This is a genomic window from Schwartzia succinivorans DSM 10502, from assembly GCF_900129225.1.
Taxonomy (GTDB): domain Bacteria; phylum Bacillota; class Negativicutes; order Selenomonadales; family Selenomonadaceae; genus Schwartzia; species Schwartzia succinivorans.
This window is the reverse complement of record NZ_FQUG01000013.1, coordinates 19,204-36,429: the sequence shown is the minus strand read 5'-3', so window position 1 is coordinate 36,429 and position 17,226 is coordinate 19,204. Positions and strand designations below refer to the sequence as shown.

Genomic DNA, 17,226 nt, shown 5'->3' with positions numbered 1-17,226 from the left:
TGAGGGCAGGTTGCCTACGCGTTACTCACCCGTTTGCCACTAGGCTCATCAAAAGCAAGCTTTTAAATCGCCCCGTTCGACTTGCATGTGTTAAGCACGCCGCCAGCGTTCGTCCTGAGCCAGGATCAAACTCTCCAATATACTTATTGAAGAACCTGTTTGGCTCTCTATAATCTTTTGAGTCTAAAGCTTTCGCTTTTCTCTTTAGAAATTGTTGGTTCATGAAGCTTCGCTTCATGCCCGACATCTGGCTTGAATCAATAGATGATTCATTTCTGCATTGTTTAGTTTTCAAGGAACACCTTGCGCTTCATCGGAGCCGTGCTCACGAGTCAGCTTCTATATATTACCTCTTTGTCAAAGGTTCGTCAAGCACTTTTTTAAATTTATTTTCTCAAATGCTCAGTACTGTTGATCAGTTCTATGGAAACATAGTCGTCATCAAACCGCAGAATGTTCACTGCTGTATTGTCCTGACGTATTGCCCAGAGGTAATGCAGCGGTATGTGCATGAGTGATGCTAGTATCGTTTTTATTATCGCGCCGTGTGCTGCAACGCAGACAATTTTCCCTTCGTTTATTTCACGAATGCGGTTGATTGTTTTCATTGCACGCTCCTGCAGTATGGAAAATGTTTCTCCTCCGGGTGTCTGAAGCTTCTCAGGCGCCCCGAAAAAATTAGCTGCTTCCTCGGGCCATTTTTTGACAATCTCTTCGTATGTGTGTCCTTCCCATTCGCCGAAATGAAATTCACGCAGTCCCTTCTCAGGAATAATCGGGCATCCGAAACGCCCTGCTATCTTTTCTCCTGTTTCAAAGGCTCGTTTAAGGTCGCTGGCATAAACCGCATCCACGTGGTCGCCAGGAAAATTCTTTGCGAGAAGCTCCGCCTGCTGTCTTCCTTTTTCCGACAGTGCTGTGTCTGACTGTCCCTGATATTTTCCCAAAAGATTCCATTCGGTCTGGCCGTGTCTGACCAGAATCATTTTCATCATACATATTCCTCCTAGGAACCGCTGAGGCTCGTCATCATATCGAGAATCGGAAGCGCTATTGCAAAAATCAGTGTCCCGATAACGCCGCCCGCTGTCAGTACCATAAACGGTTCAATCAACGTATGCATGCGCCCGGAGAGTCTTTCACTCTCCTCTTCATACGCCGCAGCCAGCCGATAAAGCATTTCCTCCAGAGAGCCCGTGCGTTCTCCCGTATTTATAAGGTTAAGAAACAGCTCCGGAAAGATTTCCGCTTTTTCAAGAGAAGCCGACAGCGTGAAGCCTTTTTCTATGTCTCTTGCGGCACGCCCCGATGCCATACATATATATGCATTGTCAGTTGTCTCTGCGGTTATATCAAGTGCCCTGTTCATAACAATGCCGCTTTCTATTAGAACTGCAAGGATTCCCGCAATTTTTGAAAGCTCCTGGTACAGGAAAAGTTTTCCGAGAACAGGAATACGAAGCATTGCAAAATCCACCCGTTCCCTGATTCGTTTTTTCCTGTATTTCATCGCAGCCGCGGCTGCGAATACCGCCAATCCTGCCGCAATAAATGCTCCATAATCACGAAGTCCTCCGTATATTCCAAGCACAAGCCGCGTAGGCCACGGAAGCGCTGTATGCATTTCCTCAAAAAATGATACGAAAACCGGAAATACAAATGTAAGAAGAAATACTGCGGCGAAAAATGACGTCAGAAAAAGAATAGCAGGATACGCAAGCAATGTCATTCTTTTTTCTTTCATATCATACTGCCTGCCCATAACATCTGCAATTTTGGCCAGCAGACGGTCAAGGGTACCGCTTTCCTCCCCTGCGTGCACAACAGCTGCCGCAGATTTTGGGAACCATGCAGGGTACGCCTTCATGGCAGATGCCAGCGTTCCTCCTGCTCTGATGCTTCGGTACATTCCGGAAATAACTTCTTTTTCTTTTTCAGTCTGTTTCTGCCGAAGCAGTGCTTCCATCGCGCCGCTCAGGGTTATCCCCGCTTTCAGCATTACCGCCGTTTGACGGAAAAAGCTGACAACAAATTTCGGATGACTCTTCTTTAATGAAATCCGCGCATTTTTCCGCCACGCAGGAAGGAGACGGGTAACAAAAAGCCCCTGCAGCTGCAGTATTCTGGCTGCATCACGTTCAGAGTCTGCCGTTATACTGCCTCTGCGGATTATATTTTCCTCTGTTTTTGCTTCATATATGAAATTCAATTATAGTTCATTCCCCTGTAAAAATTAAGGTGCAAGCTTTCCCTGTACGGCAAGCTTTTCAATTGCCTGCCCCATTGTCTGCATTCCTTCTTTGCTGCCTGCCATCATTATTGTTTCAAGCTGCTGTACCTTACCGCTTCTTATGAGGCTCCTTACAGCCGGTGTAGCGCACAGCACCTCCGATGCCGCAACGCGCCCTCCAGTTTTTGCAGGAAGAAGCTGCTGCGTTATGACCGCTTCCAATACCAGTGAAAGCTGCATGCGTATTTCATCCTGCTGAGCTGCATGGAAAAAGCCTTCAAGTCTTATTACGGCTTCTGCCGCGGTATGCGTATGAAGGCTTGCCAGTACAAGTACGCCTGTCTCTGCCGCGTGAAGCGCCGCAGCCACCGCATCCGCATCACGAAGCTCGCCCACAAGGAGGATGTCAGGATTTTCACGAAGCGAGCTTTTTACTGCCCCCGCAAAGGAGAAGAAATCTTCTCCGTATGAGCGCTGCTGAACCAGACTCTTATCTGACGAAAATACAAATTCCACAGGATCCTCCAGCGTCAGGATATGCTCCGAACGTGTGCGGTTAATTGTATTAAGGAACGCGGCAAGTGTCGTCGTTTTGCCTGAGCCTGTCGCACCGCAGACAAGTATCAGTCCGTGCCTTTTCGCCAAAAGACGTTCAAACACCCTTGGAGCACCTATGTCCTCAAGTGTCGGTATACTTTTGGGTATAAGCCGGCATGCCAGCGCAGGCTTCCCCTGCTGATAAAAGGCATTGATACGGAACCTTCTTTCCCCGAAGGTCCACGAAAAATCAAGTTCCCTATTTTCATTCAGGTACGCAAGCTGTTTTTCCGAAGCAATTTTCTCAATCAGGCCATGTAAAAATGCCGCGCTTGGGAACGGAAGCTCAAGCCGCCTGAGTTCCCCGTCCACACGCAGAAAAACAGGCTGACCTGCGGCTATATGCAGGTCAGATGCTTCAAGACGTTCCGCTTCGTGACAGAGCTTCTCCCATGTTTCGATATTAAAATCCTCCATGTATAACACGTCCAATCTCTTCCATAGAAGTGTGTCCTGCCAATGCTTTTTTCACTGCGTCGGACATAAGAGAAACAAGTCCTTCTTCCGCCACCAGCCTTTTAAGCTCTCCTCTGTTCATCCGGTCGATAACTGCCTGACGCACTGCAGGAGTAACACGCAAAAGCTCATGCACTGCAATTCTTCCCTGATAACCGGTATTGCGGCATTCGTCGCAGCCTTTAGCCCGCCACAGCTTTACTCCCGGGTGATAAAGCTCTCCAAGAAGCGCGGCTTCACGGCTGCCTTCCTTCACCTCATAGGCCTCCCTGCAGGTCGGGCAGAGTCTTCTGACGAGGCGCTGAGCCACGATTCCCAAAAGCGCCGCCGCCAAAAGATACGACGGAATCCCCATATCCAGAAGCCGGAACACAGCTCCTGCCGCACTGTCCGTATGAAGTGTAGTAAAGAGCAGACGTCCGCTAAGAGCAGCGCGCACCGCTGCCTCTGCAGTCTCCTCATCCCTTATTTCTCCGACCATGCATACATCCGGGTCCTGACGAAGCAGAGCTCTCAGGCCCTTAGCAAAGGTAAGCTCGGTCCTCGCGTTTACCTGCATCTGATTTATTCCCTCAATGCGGCATTCCACGGGGTCCTCTATGGTTACTATATTTCTTCCGCTCGTATTCAATGCATGCAGCGCTGCGTAAAGCGTCGTAGATTTTCCGCTGTTTACAGGACCGCAGAGAATCAAAAGCCCGTACGGAACCCTGCACCATTCCCGAAAAAGCTTTTCATTTTCAGGAAGGAAGCCCAGCTCTTCAATCGTACGGAACTCCCTTGCTCCCGTCAGAAGTCTTAAAACCAGACTTTCTCCCCGCATGACAGGCATCGTTGATACGCGCACGTCCACCTCAAAAGCGCCGTTCTTCCACGTAAACCGCCCATCCTGCGGAAGATAATGCTCTGTGGTGTTGAGACCTGCCATGACCTTTACCCGAGCCTGTACCATCTCCGAAAGCTCCCGTGGTATCTCATCCTCTGCTGTCTCAAGCACACCGTCCACGCGGTAACGGATGCGCAGGCCTCCTTCCAGCGGCTCAATATGAATATCGCTGGCGTGTCTATCCAATGCCTCACGAATAATATCATCCACAAGGGCCACCACGGGTGCCGCAGCCCCGTCAGGCATAAAGCCCTCCGAACCTCCGCGCCGCCTTGCCGCAAGAAGTGCCCTTCCTATAATGTCCTTCATCCTGTTGTCCATAATTCACATCCTCATGAATCAATGCCAAGACCAAGGTCATTTCGAAGCTGCACAGCCTCTGCAATATGGCGGTCTTCAATATTTGCCGACTTATCTAAATCCGCTATTGTGCGCCCCACCTTTATTATCCGGTCATAGGAGCGGGCCGACAGCTTCATCTTTGAAAAGACCTGCTCCAAAAGCTTCTTGGCGCTCTCGGTCAGCACGCAGGTCTTCTGCAGTGCCGCATGGTTCATCTGTGCGTTGCAGTACGCATGACACGAAGCTAGCCTTTCAAGCTGAATCTCTCTTGCCGCCATGACACGTTTTCTTATCGCCGCCGAGCTCTCAGATTTTTTAACGGATGTAAGGTCCTTGTACTCAACTCTTGGCACACGGATATGTATATCAATACGATCCAGGAGAGGCCCTGATATCTTCCTCGTATACCGTTTAATTTCGTTTGGCGTGCAGTTACAGACACGATCCTTGTCCCCTGCCCAGCCGCATGGGCACGGATTCATTGCCGCGACGAGAATCATACGCGACGGAAAAGTCAGCGTCGCATTCACCCTGGCAACCGTTACAACGCCATCCTCCAACGGCTGCCGCAGCACCTCAAGCACTGCCTTTGCAAACTCAGGCAGCTCATCCAGAAACAAAACACCGTTGTGGCTCAGTGTTACCTCCCCCGGTCTCGGCACACTTCCCCCTCCGATTATGGCAGCGGCAGACGTTGTATGGTGCGGACTTCTGAAGGGGCGCTCAGTAATAAGGCCTCCATTCTGTCCCAAAAGCCCAGCGATACTGTATATCTTAGTAACCTCCAATGCCTCCTGCTTCGTCATTACCGGAAGAATCGACGGAAGCCTGCGCGCCAGCATAGTTTTCCCTGCCCCTGGCGCGCCAACCATCAGAACATTGTGCCCTCCTGCCGCCGCTATTTCCAATGCACGCTTAGCCATGAACTGTCCCTGTACATCAGAAAAATCCTCTATACCAGATGCATCATCGTTTTCCGAAATCGACTCAGCCTTTGCGGGCTCGCATTCAGCGCGTCCCGTCAAAAACGCGACAAGCTCTGCCAGTGTTGCGGGAGCATAAACCTTAAGCCCATCCACAAGCAAGGCCTCCTTCGCATTCGCAGGCGATACAAACATTGTTTCAATACCCTGTTCTCTTGCATGCACAGCCATAGGAAGAATACCATGAATGCCCCTGAGCTCTCCTTCCAATGAAAGCTCCGCGGCAAAAAGGCATCCCTTTGTCCTTTCCGTCGGCACAATCCCATATCCTGCCAGGAGACCTACAGCAATCGGTAGGTCAAGCCCCGAGCTGTCCTTCCTTATATCCGCAGGTGCCAGGCTGATTGTCACCCTTTCAGCCTTCATCTGAATACCCGAATTTTTTATTGCTGTTCTGACACGTTCTCTTGATTCTTTAACCGCTGTATCAAGAAGCCCCACCACATCAAACTGTGGAAACCCTGAGGAAACATCTACCTCCACATCAATAAGTACACCGTTGACGCCCAGCGTTGTCGCTCCATACGTCCTTGAAAACAATAACCCCGCCTCCAAATTTTTCCAATTGCAAACACAATTAGTTAAATTCGTCATTTGAAACAAAATACCTTCTATTTTCTGAAAAAATACAAAAATTTTTGCAAAGAATGTCCACCGATTACGGATTTTATATAGACTATTACAAGTTTACAATGTATAATATCTTTATGTTACATAAAAATAAACATATGTATGGAGAGGTGGAACATTTATGTTCATGGGGAAGAAACTAAAGAAAATTGCCATGGGCCTGACAGCGGTTCTCGCAGCAGGAATCATTGCAGGCTGCGGCGGTGGATCGTCGTCAGACAAGCAATCCGCAGAGAAAAAACAGCATAAGATCGGTATTGTACAGCTGGTTGAGCACAATGCTCTCGACGCCGCAAACAAGGGCTTCGTGGATGGGCTTAAGAAACGCGGCTTCGAGGAAGGAAAAAACATCACTATCGACCGTCAGAATGCACAGGCAGACCAGTCGAATCTGCAGAACATAGGACAGCGCTTTGTCAACAATAAGGTTGACCTTATCTGCGCCATCGCTACACCTGCTGCCCAGACAGTAGCGAACATGACAAAGGATATTCCCATAGTCGGCACAGCTATCACCGACTATGTAGGTGCAAAGCTTGCAGCTTCCAACGAAGCGCCTAAAGGCAATGTCACCGGAACAAGCGATATGAACCCGATAAAAGAGCAGGTAGACCTTCTCATGAAGATTTATCCTAATGCCAAGACAGTAGGCGTTGTTTATTGCTCCAGCGAGGTCAACTCCGAGGTTCAGGTCAAGGCTATGAAGGAATATGCCGAATCCAAGGGTCTCAAGGTTGAAACAGCAACTATCTCCACAGTCAACGACATTCAGCAGGCAGCACAGAGCCTCGTCGGAAAAGTTGACGTATTCTATGAGCCGACGGACAACATCATCGCTTCCGCAATGCCGACACTCGTTGCCATCACCGATGCAGCAAAGAAGGGTGTCATCTGCGGAGAGCCGAATATGGTCAAGGCAGGCGGCCTCATCACATACGGTATTGATTACTACAAGCTCGGTCTGCAGACAGGCGAAATGGCAGCCGATGTCCTCGAAGGCAAAGGCAAACCGGCAACAATGCCGATTCAGCTTGCCAAGGACCTCAAGGTCTTCGTCAACAAGGCTGATGCAGAGCGCCTTGGAGTCAAGATTCCGGAAGACGTGCTTAAAGGCGCGGAAACCTTCTGATTACCGCAAACAAATTCCGCCTTCCCTCGACATGTGGGAAGGCGGTCTTTTTAGAAAAAACTTAGGGGAAATGCAATCTTGGATTTAATAATACCTACATTATCACAGGGCCTCTTATGGTCCATCCTCGCACTCGGCGTATACCTCACGTTCCGCGTGCTGGATATAGCCGACCTCACCGTAGAAGGCAGCTTCCCTCTTGGCGCAGCTGCAGCCTCTGCGTGTCTTGTAAAGGGCTCTGACCCTTTTACCGCCATCCTTGTTGCTGCTGTTGCCGGAATGCTTGCAGGCATCATCACAGGTCTTCTTACAACAAAACTTAAAATACCTGCGCTTCTCGCCGGCATTCTCACGATGATTGCGCTCTACTCGGTCAATCTCCATGTCATGGGAAAAGCAAATCTTTCCCTACTGCAGATTGATACAGTTTTTACAAAGTTTTCCTTTATATCCGACGACAGGCAGCTCGTTACACTCATCGTGGGCGCGGCGGCAACTCTTTTTCTCTGCCTCCTGTGCTACTGGTTCTTCGGAACAGAAATCGGTGCGGCAATCCGCGCAACCGGCTTCAACCCGAACATGATACGTGCAAACGGAGTCAATACAGATGTCACAATAGTCCTCGGACTTCTTATCTCCAACGCCTTCGTCGCCATCTGCGGTGCGCTTGTCGCTCAGAGCAACGGCTTTGCTGACGTTGGCATGGGTGTAGGAACAATCGTCATCGGACTTGCTTCCGTCATTATAGGCGAGGTCCTTTTCGGTACAAAATGCTTCTGGCGCTGTCTCGTATCTGTCGTGCTCGGCTCTGTCGTTTACCGTATAGTAATTGCGCTGGTACTGGAGCTTGGCATGCCGCCAAACGACCTGAAGCTCTTCACGGCCATCCTTGTTGCAATAGCACTCGGTCTGCCGCTTTTGCAGGCAAAATATAAAGCAAAGCAGTGGAAGGAGGCCGCGAAATAATGCTGGACATAGTACATATCGCCAAAACCTTTAATCCCGGCACTATAACCGAAAAAATCGCGCTTGTAGATGTATCCCTGCATCTTGATGATGGAGATTTCGTTACAGTCATCGGTGGAAACGGCGCAGGAAAATCTACGCTGATGAACTCCATCGCCGGCACCTTTCCCGTTGACCGCGGCTCTATATCCATTGACGGCGAAGACATCACATCATGGCCTGAGCACCGCCGTGCAAAATATATCGGACGTGTCTTCCAGGACCCCATGATGGGCACTGCCGCAGGCATGATGATTGAAGAAAATCTTGCCATCGCCTCAAGGCGCGGCAAAATGCCCACGCTCCGCTGGAGCGCTCCTGAGAGCAACCGCACAAAATTCCGTGAGCTGTTAGCTCCGTTAAAGCTCGGCCTTGAAGACCGTCTCGAATCAAAGGTCGGCCTTCTCTCAGGCGGACAGAGGCAGGCACTCACACTGCTCATGGCAACCATGGCAAACCCGAAGCTCCTTCTTCTGGATGAGCACACGGCTGCTCTGGATCCGAAAACTGCCGAAAAGGTACTGGACATCACAACAAAAATCGTAGGCGAACGCCACCTCACCACGCTCATGATTACCCATAACATGCGTGATGCCCTGCGCTGCGGCAACCGTCTCATAATGATGTACGACGGAAAAATTCTGATTGACGTCAAAGGCGAGGAAAAGAAAAACCTCACCGTCCCCGATCTGCTGGCAATGTTCGAAAAAGCCGCCGGCAGCGAGCTCACAAGCGACAGCCTGCTTTTGAGCTGAACATAAAAAAGAGCTTCCACATTAAGCAAATTGTTTAATGCGGAAGCTTTTTTATTTGCAAAATCAATGAAACAAGAAATACATCAACTACTTTAATAATTGGCACTCATATAATTAGCAATAGCCAAGGCAACGTTGGCTGGCCCAATCGGCTTTCCGGTATTCAAATCATTGCACACATACCCTGCTCCCCACATAACGTCTGCAACCTGAGGAGCCAACGGATGCCCCATGTCTAAACAATATCTCTTAATGGATACATGCGCATGATTTTTTCCTATCATTAGAACAGATTCGTCATCAATAGTTACTTCCCACTGCGCACCACCGCAATCAACAGATATAATCCCTGCCTCTGCTACAGGACTATACGCGATTGGCGATAAAACAGCCGATGCTACGCCCAACAAGATACTCGCTAAAACTTTCTTAAATATAAATATTATCCTCTAAAATTTTCGTTACTAATACTAGAAATCAAAACATTTTATCGTATCCCGCACTTTGGGCCGCTACATTTGCTACCTTAATAAAAATCATTTTCTCATCAGAATCCGCGAAATGATAGCCGGCAGCACCACCAGTATAAACACCTATAAATACCCATTCTTCATCAGCGCTAAACCGCATATAGATGTCTGTTCCACCTGAGTTGCGCTCTTTTTTATACATTCTTGACTGATATTCTCCACCATTAATACTCACAGCTGCACCAAATACCTGGTTTTCCTGGTCATACCAGGCTGAGCTACGGTCTACGTTTATGTTTACACTTGCTTCAGTCACTGATATTCCCAATGCTCCATCTGTCACCATAGGGGCTGTTCCAATAATTGCTGCCCCTATGATTAAACTTGAAATAACTTTCTTTAACATAATAAATCCCCCTTCACAAACTATTATTTCCTTAAATTTTAAAAACAATTTGCAAAACACCAGCTTTCACGCATCCCTCCAAGCTCATCACTTATTCTATTGATATGATTATGTCACAATTCAACACTATTTTGTTGTCCCGGCAGAACACCGCACAAACAGTTGCCAACGCTTGCAAAACTTTAATTTTTCTGTAAAGATAATATCAAGAACCCAAGTGGAGGTCTCTGAGATGGATCCATTGACACTGGAATATCTGCAGGAGCAGTACATAAAAATTCAGCTTATCAAGAAAAGTGAAAAAAGCGAAGTATGGCTGGTTTACGACACAGATGGAAATCTGGCTGTAATGAAGACCATATACAATACCGGTCTGCCCATTAAGCTATTAAAAGACAATCCATCACGTTTTTGGCCTAAAATTCATCTGCTTCATGAAGATAAAGATCAGAAATATACGCTTGTCATTGAGGAGTTTATTCAAGGAAAAACTTTGGAGGCTTTTATCAATGACAGAAAAATCACACCTTCAAAAGGCGTAACACTGTTCAAGGAATTTTGCCGTGGATTAAAGGATTTACATGCTCTCGGAATTATTCATAGAGATATAAAGCCTTCAAATATTGTCATAAAAGAGGATGGCAGCCCTGTACTTGTCGACTTTGATTCTGCACGCCTTGCTTCCTCGGACAGAGGAAAAACCTCTGACACAGTCCTCCTTGGCACAAAAGGCTACGCGCCTCCCGAGCAGTTTGGCTACGCCACTACGGATGTACGCAGTGACATTTATGCCCTTGGTGTAACCTTTGATAAGGTCCTGCCTGCCGACAGTCCTTTTATGCTGAAGAAGATTGTACGCAAATGTCGTGCCTTTGACCCGGATAATAGATACCAAAGTGCCTATGAAATACTTCGTGCTTTGTCTTATGCCCGACTTATTAAGATATTGGGTGGATTATTACTTTTGGCGATACCGACATTGCTTCTGATTAAATTCGTATTGTTCCCCATGTCCGCCAAGCCAACAGAGGAACAAAAGCACGAACAGAAATATTCCTCTCAGCAGAATGAAGAAAAGGTTCAGCCTGCTGCTAAAGAATCGGGGCCAACCAAGGAGGAAAAAAATCAAACCTCTGCTGAAACAACGCATTCCACTCAGCAGGACGAAAAAAAGAGTAGCCCTGCTGTGAAAGATGCAGTCACAAATAAGGAGGCAAAAAGTCAATCCTCCGTTGAAACAACGATAACCGAGAAGCCCGGCAGCACTAAATCCGCCGTTGATAATGCCGAAAAAAGCAGCGAGAGTCATTCTTTTAAGGAATCAGGTTTTGATTTTATCGATATGACAGCAAGTCTCCGTCATAACTCTCCTCACCGTGGAACCGTGGCGAATAGCGAGGAAATTCCATACAGCGAATATTCAACATGGGCAAGCAGCCCGCTTGAAACACCCTTATACAGGGAAATAACTTTCCCTGACGACTATGCTGTAGAGGTAATATTCACCAACAATTCACAAACTACAACCTGGGAAAATCCCGAGGTAGAAATAAATTACGGAAGGCTTTCGGATTATGCCCATCATGATATACGTTCCTTCCCCGACCTGCCTCCCGGTGAATCATATGCTTTGGTATATAGTCTCTCAGGCATGAAAACAACCGCCAGATTTATGTACTCAGGTGATGATTGTATTGATATATATTTCACCCCACGCATCAACATCCCTACCGGACTCAAGCAAACTATAGTAAGCACCTCTGTAAGGATAAATTTTATAAAGGATATTTAATAAGGAAATCGTCTCCATCTTCAGTCAAAAATCAATATAGCCGTGTTGTCCGCGCAGGACAACACGGCTGCTTAATTTTATGTTATCCTTTAGTGTATAGCTTTCATTCAACAAGAGGGGAACTTATCATGGAGGAACGCAGTACTCAAGAGCTTGAGAATGCACTGTCACGAGCTGATGAAATAGAAGACGTATTGGATTTTGATGAAAACACGCTCTCTGATGTGACTGTCGCTGAATATCTAAATCAACTTCTACAGGAGCATAATCTCAAAAAAAATGACATTATCAATGCTTCCTGCATTGATCAGGCGTATGCGTATCATATTTTTTCAGGAGACAAAAAACAACCGGGAAGAGCAAAGCTTTTAGCGCTTTCCATAGCTATGAAGCTTTCCCGTGTTGAAACAGAGCATTTGCTGTATTATGGCAGAGTAAACAAACTGTATGCCAAGAACAATTGGGATAAGGTCATAATCTACGCGCTTAATAAAAAGCTATCCGTAGAAAGAACAAATTGCATTTTAAGTGACTTATCATTGACACCTCTGCTCGGCTGATACGCAGCCGCGGTAGTTTTCTGGGATGAAGAATAAGGAAACACAAAAATGACGCCCTGCGGCAAAGCTGCAGGGCGTCTTAGTATTCAACCGTGAAAACACGGAGAGGGGGGCTTTATCTCAGTAAGAAATTCACAATTTCTCACCACAGTTATTATGATATATTATTAAAGTCAAAATGTCAATAAGTCTAAAAGTTAAACTTTAATTGGATTATGTTTCTTCAATAATTTTACCATCGATACTGATGGTTGTGACTCGCCAGGGAATCCATTTGCCGCTCATCTGCATGGCGCGCTTGGCCGCCATCTCAATTCCTCCGCAGCACGGAACCTCCATGCGCACTACATGGACGCTCCTGATATTATTCTGCTCAAGAATAGCAGTGAGCTTTTCCGAGTACTCAACAGGATCAAGCTTCGGGCAGCCGACGAGTACAATGTGATTTTTTACGAAATCCTCATGAAAATTCCCATAGGCGTATGCTGTGCAGTCCGCAGCTATCAAAAGATTAGCATTTTCATAAAACGGTGCCTTTATAGGTAAAAGCTGTATCTGCACAGGCCACTGGCGAAGTTCGCTTTTTGCAGTAGCAGCAGGCTCCGGTGATGCCGCTGCGACAGCGCTTTCTGCTCTTCCTATAGCTCTCGCCTGTGTTCCGGGGCATCCGTAAAAAGTCTCCGGTTCAGGCTCAAAGTCCATTGTGCCGGCACCTGCGGCCATCCCTGCCGCATCCCACTCGTCCGCCTCCGAGCGCATGGCTTCCTGTCTTTTTGCCACGGCCTCCGCGTCATATTCCGCAGCTTCACGCTCAACAATGCTTATGGCATCCGTTGGGCATGCAGGCAGACAGTCTCCCAGCCCGTCGCAGTAATCATCTTTTACGAGTCTGGCTTTTCCGTCTACCATTTGTATAGCGTTTTCATGACACGCTGATGCGCACAGACCGCAGCCTATACATTTTTCTTCATTTATCTGAACAATCTTTCTTATCATTTTACTTTTCCTGCACTTTCTTATGCGAGCATTGTTTTAAGGTCGCTTTCAACATCTGTAATTCCGCCAATACCAAAGTTTTCCACCAGTATATTTGCAACGTTTGGCGAAAGGAATGCCGGAAGCGTAGGGCCAAGATGAATATTTTTAACCCCCAGAGAAAGCAGCGCCAGAAGCACTATAACAGCCTTCTGCTCATACCACGCTATATTATAAACAATCGGAAGCTCATTTACGCCGACACCGAAAACCTCGGAAAGCTTCAACGCAATGCGCACTAAAGAATAGGAATCGTTGCACTGGCCTGCGTCCAGAACACGGGGAATGCCACCAATATCTCCCAATGGCAATTTGATGTATTTATATTTTGCGCAGCCTGCAGTCAAAATAACAGTGTCCTTTGGGAGTTTCTCTGCAAACTCACGATAGTACTCACGGGACCTCATACGTCCGTCACAGCCTGCCATGACAACGAATTTTTTTATTGCTCCGCTTTTTACTGCCTCAACGACCTTATCTGCCAGAGCAAATACCTGCTCATGAGCAAGGCCGCCAACTATTGTACCCGTCTCAAGCTCTGTAGGCGGCTGACATTTTTTCGCACGCTCTATAATCGGACTAAAATCCTTATAGTTGAAGTCTCCGTCTATATGGGGACAACCCGGCATCCCCACCACGTTTGTTGTGAAAAGACGGTCTTTATACGAATCCTTCGGGGGAACGATGCAGTTCGTCGTCAGAAGAATCGGGCCGTTGAAGGCTTCAAATTCCTCCTTCTGCTTCCACCACGCGTTTCCGTAATTTCCTGCAAAGTGCTTATATTTTTTGAATGCAGGATAATAATGTGCGGGGAGCATCTCTCCGTGGGTGTAAACATCTATACCCGTGCCTTCCGTCTGCTCCAAGAGCATCTCCAAATCCCTCAAATCATGTCCCGAAACAAGGATTCCCGGATTTTTTCTTACACCGAGGTCTACCTTTGTTATTTCAGGATTGCCGTACGCCCCTGTGTTTGCCGCATCAAGAAGTGCCATACCGTCAACGCCGAATTTTCCTGTTTCAAGAGCCAGCGCCGTAAGCGCCTCCGCATCAAGACTGTCATCAAGAAGTTTTGCCAGCGCGGACTGGATAAATGCATCTATTTTCCTGCTGTCAGCCTTAAGCGCATCCGCGTGTTTTACATAAGCTGCCAATCCCTTGAGTCCGTAAGTGATGAGCTCACGCAGGCTTCGAATATCCTCGTTTTCTGTGGAGAGCACTCCGACGTTTTTTGCCTTTGCGTCGAAAACTGTGCGCTCTCCGTGCCAAAGTGCAGCAGCATGAAGCCCATCTTTTGAATCAAGCTCCTTCAAAAGCTCTTCCTTTTTAGAAAGCGTCATTTCTACACAATCTCTGATAACATCCTCGGAAAAATTCGCGTTTGTAATCGTCGTGAAAAGATTATCGTTTACCATCGCATCTACTTCCGAGGAAACTGTTTTACCCTCGCCTCGCAGTTTCGTCGTCACCTCGCTGATGCCCTTTGTTACATATATAAGCAAGTCCTGCATGCGTGCGGTCTCTGCTGTCTTTCCGCACACGCCGCGCACTGTGCAGCCCGCGCAGCCTGCAGTTTCCTGGCACTGATAGCAAAACATCTGATTTTCCATTACATATTCCTCCTGCCGAGTTATGGTTACATTGTCCATGCATTTTCTGATGTTGTAATCTTAACAAACAGCAAAAGAAAAAGCGGTAACAAATGTTACCGCTCAAAAAATCCGTAAAAATTTTTACCGTAATTCATTAAGTCTGTTATGAAGCTCCATAGCTTCATCCTCAGTCAAAATATGCTTCCACCGCGACTCATTTATGCCGCCGCGCAGGTACTCTGCAACATCCTCGCTTGGTTCTGCTCCCATCTGCAGCTTCATCACTTCCTGCTTAAGCTGCGCATAGCTGGCTCCTCTTGGCATATTCCGCTTTTCCTTTGAAATAATCCCAAGCCTCATCAAATCATCTACCATTTTCTCCATGACAACACGGTAATCCCTGTCCCTGGGACCGTCCTTGAAAATCTCGTGATTCGCAATATCTGTCATTTCGTCCTGATACACAATATCTGTAAAAACAGGCACACGCCAGCATGGTGCATCCATCATAAGCCGCGTCATATTTCCTACCGCTTTTTTACCATGCGTCTTCGTGAGTTTGGCCTCTCCTGCCGCATCGAAATAGGCATCTATGGCAGTCTCCGGAATCCCTATGCAGTCCCTCATGGCCTGCCGGATGAGTCCTTCTGCAATACCCGGCAAATTCTTCCTCAAATCTCCCGGAGAAATTCCGTAAGCGATAACCGCAAAACGGCTGCTCGCATTCACGATAAAAATAATCATTTTGCGGAATGCGATATCAAAATTGACTTCCCAGCAAAAAGCCGCTTCCTGTTCCTCCGGCCTTTGCAGGGTGTCCAGCTTTATCTTCTTGCACAGCTTATCCGTCAGTCCAAACTCCATACCGCACCTCCATGTTTTTTAACACGATTCATGCCTCTGTACCGTTTCCTGCTCTCCTGTGGAAATACTCAGCATATAATATATTCGCCCAAAAAGAAGATTTTCCTGCATGATATAAATTTATTTTCAAATCTGTATTTATATAGGAGCAGAATTCTTTTTGCCGAGTTCTGTTTATACAATTTGTGTTACAATATTTCAAGGTGACTATCTTATATTATAGGAGGCCATGGATGATGGAGGATCGTTTTCCGATACGCATCTTCAAATGTTCGAATGAAAATTACCCGCAGACCCTTATGTCAGCGTGGCTGAAAAAGTTTCAAGAAATTGCAGAACCCCCGGAGACGATTCTGGGAGAAACAGAGTTTGAAGGGTTAAGAATTGATTTTAATTGCGGATTACGTATGCAGATTCCAAACTTAGGTGAAGATACCCTCAGAGTTGTTATAGGGAATGCAGATAGTGAAGAAATTTATTTTGATGAAGACGTATCGGGCGTAATTCTCGTTTCTTTTGAAAAGTTTTTTATTCCTTGGCAAATAGAAATTTTCTTTCAAGGGACGCAAATCTTTTCTCATACATTCAATCCGATGGGAATGGAAGTTTTCTTCAAATTTCCAAGCGCTGCAATTGGAGATGCAATTGCGCTGCTTCCTTATGTGTCTGATTTCATCCGACGCCTGAAATGCAAACCAATTGTTTCTATGGCAGCAAATTTACGCGATATCGCAAAGCGGTATTATCCTGATCTGGTTTTTGCAGATGCACGTAGTGATAAAACTTATGCATCGTATTTCGTCGGAACATGGATGAACTTTCTTGCAGGAGCTTCCGTAGATAGCAGACTAATGCCTATGGAAATAATCGGCAAAACTGTTTTGGGTACACCATATACACTACAGACGGTAAGGTATATCCCAACAAAATCCCGCGCTATACAGGAGCCTTATGTGTGTATTGGGGTGCAGGCTTCCGGAACGTGGAAAGGTTGGCATCATCCGAGAGGATGGGATGAGGTTGTTGCATACTTAAAAGATGCCGGATATAGAGTACTCTGCATTGACCGGGACCGTGAAAATGTGTATGAAGGTATTTCCTCGAAAATTCCAGCCGAAGCTGAGGATTTTACAGGCGATATTCCTTTGATTGAACGCATAAATCTTTTGGCATATGCGGATTTTTTCGTTGGACTTTCCAGCGGTCTTTCCTGGCTTGCGCACGCAGCTGGATGTCCTGTTGTTATGATATCAGGCTTTACACTGCCCTGGTTTGAATTTGACACACCTTATCGTGTTCAAAATTTCACAAAATGCCATGGATGCTTTAACGACGTTCGTGCAGAATGGGTACATGTTCAACATTGTCCATATCATCGTGGGACAGATAGGGCTTTTGAGTGTTCACGGTCTATTTCTCCTCAACAAGTTATAATGACTATCGAGAGGCTTCGACACGATTTATCGAACGAAAACAAGTAATGTAATCTTTTTA

At 46.8% G+C, this 17,226-nt stretch carries 16 protein-coding genes and 1 rRNA gene; 6 read left to right on the top strand and 11 right to left on the bottom strand.

What is annotated here, in order from left to right:
- The 6 genes from BUA83_RS11760 to BUA83_RS11735 all read right to left on the bottom strand — a co-directional run.
- Nucleotides 1-141, bottom strand: a 16S ribosomal RNA gene (locus tag BUA83_RS11760); the annotation flags it as partial.
- Nucleotides 142-386: 245 nt separating this feature from the next.
- Nucleotides 387-995: a histidine phosphatase family protein gene (locus BUA83_RS11755; protein WP_072936481.1), complete on the bottom strand. Its 609-nt coding sequence runs from the start codon at nucleotides 993-995 to the stop codon at nucleotides 387-389.
- A gap of 11 nt (nucleotides 996-1,006) precedes the next feature.
- Nucleotides 1,007-2,209: a type II secretion system F family protein gene (locus BUA83_RS11750; protein WP_072936480.1), complete on the bottom strand. Its 1,203-nt coding sequence runs from the start codon at nucleotides 2,207-2,209 to the stop codon at nucleotides 1,007-1,009.
- A gap of 24 nt (nucleotides 2,210-2,233) precedes the next feature.
- Nucleotides 2,234-3,244: a type IV pilus twitching motility protein PilT gene (locus tag BUA83_RS11745; protein ID WP_072936479.1), complete on the bottom strand. Its 1,011-nt coding sequence runs from the start codon at nucleotides 3,242-3,244 to the stop codon at nucleotides 2,234-2,236.
- Nucleotides 3,231-4,490 (bottom strand): GspE/PulE family protein, encoded by a 1,260-nt coding sequence (locus tag BUA83_RS11740; protein ID WP_072936478.1) that lies wholly within the window; start codon nucleotides 4,488-4,490, stop codon nucleotides 3,231-3,233. The genes BUA83_RS11745 and BUA83_RS11740 overlap by 14 nt, the downstream gene beginning before the upstream one ends.
- An 11-nt stretch (nucleotides 4,491-4,501) precedes the next feature.
- Nucleotides 4,502-6,034, bottom strand: a complete 1,533-nt coding sequence (locus BUA83_RS11735) for a YifB family Mg chelatase-like AAA ATPase (RefSeq protein WP_072936477.1) — start codon at nucleotides 6,032-6,034, stop codon at nucleotides 4,502-4,504.
- A gap of 211 nt (nucleotides 6,035-6,245) precedes the next feature.
- Between BUA83_RS11735 and BUA83_RS11730 the strand changes: the two genes are divergently transcribed.
- The 3 genes from BUA83_RS11730 to BUA83_RS11720 all read left to right on the top strand — a co-directional run bounded on the left by BUA83_RS11730 (nucleotide 6,246) and on the right by BUA83_RS11720 (nucleotide 9,013).
- Complete coding sequence (locus BUA83_RS11730; protein ID WP_072936476.1) at nucleotides 6,246-7,253, top strand: ABC transporter substrate-binding protein; 1,008 nt, start codon at nucleotides 6,246-6,248, stop codon at nucleotides 7,251-7,253.
- A gap of 78 nt (nucleotides 7,254-7,331) precedes the next feature.
- Nucleotides 7,332-8,219 carry an ABC transporter permease gene (locus tag BUA83_RS11725; RefSeq protein ID WP_072936475.1) on the top strand — a complete coding sequence of 296 codons (888 nt, stop codon included), beginning with the start codon at nucleotides 7,332-7,334 and terminating at the stop codon, nucleotides 8,217-8,219.
- A complete protein-coding gene (locus BUA83_RS11720; RefSeq protein ID WP_072936474.1) occupies nucleotides 8,219-9,013 on the top strand; it encodes an ABC transporter ATP-binding protein in 795 nt (264 codons plus the stop codon). Before BUA83_RS11725 ends, BUA83_RS11720 begins: the two co-directional genes overlap by 1 nt.
- Before the next feature lie 92 nt (nucleotides 9,014-9,105).
- Here BUA83_RS11720 and BUA83_RS11715 read toward each other — a convergent pair whose 3' ends face one another.
- A complete protein-coding gene (locus BUA83_RS11715) occupies nucleotides 9,106-9,420 on the bottom strand; it encodes a hypothetical protein (RefSeq protein ID WP_072936473.1) in 315 nt (104 codons plus the stop codon).
- Between the two features lie 70 nt (nucleotides 9,421-9,490).
- Entirely contained in the window at nucleotides 9,491-9,889 is a 399-nt protein-coding gene (locus BUA83_RS11710; RefSeq protein ID WP_072936472.1) for a hypothetical protein, read from the bottom strand.
- Nucleotides 9,890-10,121: 232 nt separating this feature from the next.
- Here BUA83_RS11710 and BUA83_RS11705 point away from each other — a divergent pair, with 232 nt between their 5' ends.
- Together BUA83_RS11705 and BUA83_RS11700 are read left to right on the top strand one after the other, a co-directional pair.
- Nucleotides 10,122-11,681: a protein kinase domain-containing protein gene (locus BUA83_RS11705; RefSeq protein ID WP_072936471.1), complete on the top strand. Its 1,560-nt coding sequence runs from the start codon at nucleotides 10,122-10,124 to the stop codon at nucleotides 11,679-11,681.
- 128 nt (nucleotides 11,682-11,809) lie between these two features.
- Nucleotides 11,810-12,241, top strand: coding sequence for a hypothetical protein (locus tag BUA83_RS11700; protein ID WP_072936470.1), 432 nt, complete (start codon nucleotides 11,810-11,812; stop codon nucleotides 12,239-12,241).
- A gap of 213 nt (nucleotides 12,242-12,454) precedes the next feature.
- Here BUA83_RS11700 and BUA83_RS11695 read toward each other — a convergent pair whose 3' ends face one another.
- From BUA83_RS11695 to BUA83_RS11685, 3 genes are all read right to left on the bottom strand, one after another.
- On the bottom strand, nucleotides 12,455-13,237 hold the full coding sequence (locus BUA83_RS11695) for a 4Fe-4S binding protein (protein WP_072936469.1): 783 nt from the start codon (nucleotides 13,235-13,237) through the stop codon (nucleotides 12,455-12,457).
- 20 nt (nucleotides 13,238-13,257) lie between these two features.
- Nucleotides 13,258-14,886, bottom strand: coding sequence for a hydroxylamine reductase (gene hcp, locus BUA83_RS11690; protein WP_072936468.1), 1,629 nt, complete (start codon nucleotides 14,884-14,886; stop codon nucleotides 13,258-13,260).
- 123 nt (nucleotides 14,887-15,009) lie between these two features.
- Nucleotides 15,010-15,732 (bottom strand): DUF6933 domain-containing protein, encoded by a 723-nt coding sequence (locus BUA83_RS11685; protein ID WP_072936467.1) that lies wholly within the window; start codon nucleotides 15,730-15,732, stop codon nucleotides 15,010-15,012.
- A gap of 233 nt (nucleotides 15,733-15,965) precedes the next feature.
- On the opposite strand from BUA83_RS11685, the gene BUA83_RS11680 reads away from it, so the two are divergent.
- On the top strand, nucleotides 15,966-17,213 hold the full coding sequence (locus BUA83_RS11680; protein ID WP_072936466.1) for an autotransporter strand-loop-strand O-heptosyltransferase: 1,248 nt from the start codon (nucleotides 15,966-15,968) through the stop codon (nucleotides 17,211-17,213).
- Nucleotides 17,214-17,226: the final 13 nt, after the last annotated feature.